General features: G+C 52.7%; 3 protein-coding genes. 1 reads left to right on the forward strand and 2 read right to left on the reverse strand.

Features of this window, described 5'->3' with window-relative positions:
- Window positions 1–584: 584 nt before the first annotated feature.
- The gene (locus tag QEP11_RS12850) at window positions 585–995 is read left to right on the forward strand and encodes a hypothetical protein (RefSeq protein WP_284337052.1); all 411 of its coding nucleotides are present in this window, start codon (window positions 585–587) and stop codon (window positions 993–995) included.
- A gap of 185 nt (window positions 996–1,180) precedes the next feature.
- Here the strand turns inward: QEP11_RS12850 and QEP11_RS12855 are convergent, their stop codons facing one another.
- A complete protein-coding gene (locus QEP11_RS12855) occupies window positions 1,181–3,265 on the reverse strand; it encodes a catalase (RefSeq protein ID WP_284337053.1) in 2,085 nt (694 codons plus the stop codon).
- 130 nt (window positions 3,266–3,395) lie between these two features.
- Window positions 3,396–3,776 carry a hypothetical protein gene (locus tag QEP11_RS12860; RefSeq protein WP_284337054.1) on the reverse strand — a complete coding sequence of 127 codons (381 nt, stop codon included), beginning with the start codon at window positions 3,774–3,776 and terminating at the stop codon, window positions 3,396–3,398.
- Between the last annotated feature and the right edge of the window lie 429 nt (window positions 3,777–4,205).

The raw sequence follows: 4,205 nt of genomic DNA on the forward strand, positions 1-4,205 counted from the left end.
ACTTCGCCTTGTCGTCCGCCAGTACTGCCTGCGGCTTCACGCCTCGTCTCAATCGCAAACCTTCGGTTTGCTGGGTAGTGTTAGCAGCTCTTAGTTGCATGCATCCAGTCTGAGGCGAACCACGGAAATTGCTGCATGGCTGTGTACGAAATCACTTCCACTGCGGAACTGACCTTTTCCGAGGTGCGAAGATGAAAGTACGAAAGTAGCCTTGCAGCCTGGTGCAGACGTTCGAGGCACTTGCCTAACCACTGCAAGCCTTGAGAGGCAACGGCACAAAATTGCGTAACAGCAGCTGTATGCGTTGCATTGTTGGAGGGTGACGCAAGGAAGGAATGGCAGGATTTCTTCATCGTCAGGCGGTGCTGGCTGGAGCACGCGCTCTGCCTCAGGGTGGACCTCGATGTCAGGTTCTACATCCAGATCAGGGAGATCCTTCCCAGGGTACCGGCTTTCCCACAGGGTCCATATCTTCGTCTTCAGGGATTGATCCGGGGATTTTTTGCACTCACCTTCACTCCTTGAGCAAAAGAAAAAGTCAAAAAAACCCGCCAATGACGGGTTAAAACCCATTGGCTTTCGGAATGCTTCTGAGCCTTCATACCTGGAACCAACGGTTAGCGGTTGCTTTCCGAAGCAAGCCTTTAGCGGGCCTGATCGGGTTGCTGTTGCTGGCCTGGGCTTTGACCAGGCTGGCGCTGGTTGGGATTTTGCTGTTCTTGCTGTCCCGGACGATGGGTCTGCTGTCCAGGCTGTGGCTGATTAGGGCTTTGCTGCTGTTGCTGACCCGGCTGGTTGGATTGCTGGCCTGGTTGCCATTGATTCGGATTTTGCTGCTGCTGCTGTTGCTTTTGCGGATCCTGGTTCACTTGGTTCTGGCCGGTCTTCTGGTTCACGTCGCTTTGATGATTGGGCTGCTGATTCATAGCTTACTCCTTGATGGTGAACAGCGAGCAGGAGTGCTCGCATGCGTCAATGTTGAAACAGCTACTTGAACCATTCTGTAGGCCCGCAGACCGTTGACGTTAGGGGCTGGCAGGGTTATTGGCAGATAAGATCTGCCGTCTTTGGAGTACTGAAAATAGAAGTCATGTTGCTATAGTTTCTGCGGATTTTCATCTCCAGGAATTGGAAATGAACAAAAAAGCCCGCATGCGCGGGCTGTGTATTGCGGTCTTTGTCAGGCCAAGGTTCGGATCTTCGGTTCACGATCCCAGTAGCGATATTTGGCACCCTCTACAAAGTTTGCAACATCTTCCGGATCGAAGAAGCCTTTGTCAGGTTTCACGCCTGCAGCCTTGAGGATGGCTTGGGTTCCCTTGCACGCAGCGACGGCTTTGAGATGCCCGAAAGCGTCTCGGAACCAGTCTTGCGCTGCGGCATCTTTCGACAATTTTTCCCCGGATTCGATGGGCAGCACCGAGGCTACGGCATCAAATAGTGCCGAAGGAGAACCAGCCAGTTGCCCATCGGCAGCCAAATGTTTGCCGTCGCTCAGCGTGGCTCCTCCAATTTTTGGTGCGATGATTTTGACCGTGGCTTTTTCTGCCTCAATGGCTGCGCGCAGTGCACCGATGCTTTTCGCGTTTGATCCATCATCGACCAGGATGGCAACACAGCGGCCTTGCAGTGTTGGTTTCATGCGGGGGATGATGGCTGTGGCTGGACTCGGTTCAAGATCCATTGGTGCCACGGTCGGTGTTGCTGGTGCGGGTATTTCTGCAAGTCCAAGACCGGTGGCAACCCGTTCACCCAGATTCTTGTCGATGACCAGCAGGTGGCTGACAACGGCGGTGCGGACATGCGGTGTCTGCACCTTGGACAGCTCAAACACCAACGCACTGGCAATGTGGGCCTGCTCAATCTTTGTTTGGCTTCGATAGAACATGCGTGCCTGGCTGTAATGGTCGGCAAAGCTTTCGGGGCGCAGGCGTCCCTTGCTGCCATTGGAAGTTTCCGTAAAAGACTTGAATCCTCGCTCCATGGATGCTCGCGGGCTATCGGGTTGGAGACTTGAGGGCTCGTAAGCGACACGGCCTTTGGGAATATGCATTTGCATGTGCCCGTCACGTTGGTTGTTGGCAAACGGGCATTTGGGCGCATTGATGGGGATCTGGGAAAAATTGGGTCCTCCCAGGCGTGACAGCTGTGTATCAAGGTATGAGAACAGACGGCCCTGGAGCAGAGGGTCATTGGAGAAGTCAATTCCTGGTGGAACATTGGCCGGGCAGAAAGCGACCTGTTCGGTTTCGGCAAAGAAATTGTCTGGCCAGCGGTCAAGCACAAAACGCCCGATCTTGCGCAGTGGGATGATTTCTTCGGGAATGATCTTGGTGGGGTCAAGGTGGTCGTAGGGAAGCTGCGCCGCCTCTTCTTCGCTGAACAGCTGAACAAAAAGCTCCCACGCCGGTGCGTTGCCCGACTCGATAGCTTCAAATAGGTCGCGTCGGTGGAAGTCATTGTCTGCAGCCTGCAACTTGAGCGCTTCATCCCATACGGTGGACTGGATGCCCAGCTCCGGACGCCAGTGGAATTTCACGAAGGTGCTTTCACCGGCTGTGTTGATGAGCCGGAAGCTGTGCACCCCAAAGCCTTCCATCATGCGCAGGCTGCGTGGAATGGCACGATCGCTCATAGCCCACATGATCATGTGCATGGACTCGGGCATCAAAGAGATGAAGTCCCAGAACGTATCGTGGGCGGATGCGGCTTGCGGGAAACCTCTGTCAGGCTCCATCTTCACTGCGTGGACCAGGTCGGGAAACTTCATCGCATCCTGGATGAAGAAAACAGGAATGTTGTTACCCACCAAGTCCCAGTTGCCTTCCTCTGTATAGAACTTGATGGCAAAGCCTCGGACATCACGTGGGGTGTCAACCGATCCGGCTCCCCCTGCGACGGTGGACAAACGCACAAAAATGGGGGTGCGCTTGCCAGTTTGAGTGAGTACCTTGGCTGTGGTGAATTCGGCAAGCGAGTCTGTCAGTTCAAAGTAGCCATGGGCAGCAGTGCCACGGGCGTGGACGATGCGCTCAGGGATGCGTTCATGGTCGAAGTGGGTGATTTTTTCTCGAAGAATAAAGTCTTCAAGCAATGTGGGACCACGTTCATAGGCACGCAATGAGTTTTGGTTGTCTGCAACTGCAATGCCTTGCTGGGTGGTGAGAGTTGGGTGTGCTTTGTCAGCTTGCTGCTGCAATTCACCCGCATTGCCCAAAGTCTCTTTGAGATCTGCAGCTTTTGCGGGTGCTTTCGACTTCGCCATGGTCATCCTCCATTCAATTGAACGAAGGTTTATCCTCGGACGAAGGCCGTCATATGTCAGTAGTCACTGTTCAAATGCCGGGGTGGTCAAAACGACTACATCCATGTACCAATTGGGTGAGAGAAGTGAGCTAGATGGATTCGTCTGTAGTGGCAGCAAGATGCTCTGCCGATCTCTTCTTCAAAGGTCGACCGCAGCCCAGTTTGAACAAAAGAATCGGGTGCACGCCAAGCTCCATGCGCTGAATGACGATGGTGCCGTCGTTGTGCAAGTAAAGTCGGACATCGCTTTCCTGAACGTTGGGTAAGTAGCAAGGATCACGATCCAGGTCTACCCAGCCATGGGCTTCGTCAAGCTCCAGAGTGCGGATGGCAGTGAGAACTTCCTGGCTGGCATGCATGCTCAGATTGGCTTCAACCCAGAGCTTCTTAACCAGTTGAAATGCTTCTTCACGGCAACTGCAGGCCGGAGAGTTTTCCAACGCAGTTAAAAAGCTGAATATTCTTCGCATTTCTGTCTGCCTCCTTCAGTTGAGATTGTTGAAAAATCTATCTGATAAAAGCAAACAATTGTTGAAAACGCAAAAATATTAGGGTTTTGCTTTCAATTTTTCGCGGAGTTCAGATGGATCGACCCACTTTTGCGCTTGCAACAACGAAAAGTGGCGCCGCTCTGCCTGCGGTGCCAACCGAGCAAGTACCTAACTAGTGCTTGAATCTGATTTGAGATGCATAGCCTTATTTGCATCAGTTGGCATTCACTTATTACTCTCTTTTCAGAGTAAGTTTCGTTGCACTTGCTTTCTTGCGTAAATAGAAGAAGTAGATGGTGCCTGACGGTTTTAAGGAAAAACCAATCTGCACCAGCGCTGTCTTGGGCAAGTCATTGCTCCCTCACAAATCTTGCCAACCCAGATACGGTAGCAGGTCGCATTCCCGAC

The sequence above is a fragment of the Comamonas halotolerans genome (assembly GCF_030162935.1).
Lineage (GTDB): Bacteria > Pseudomonadota > Gammaproteobacteria > Burkholderiales > Burkholderiaceae_C > Comamonas > Comamonas halotolerans.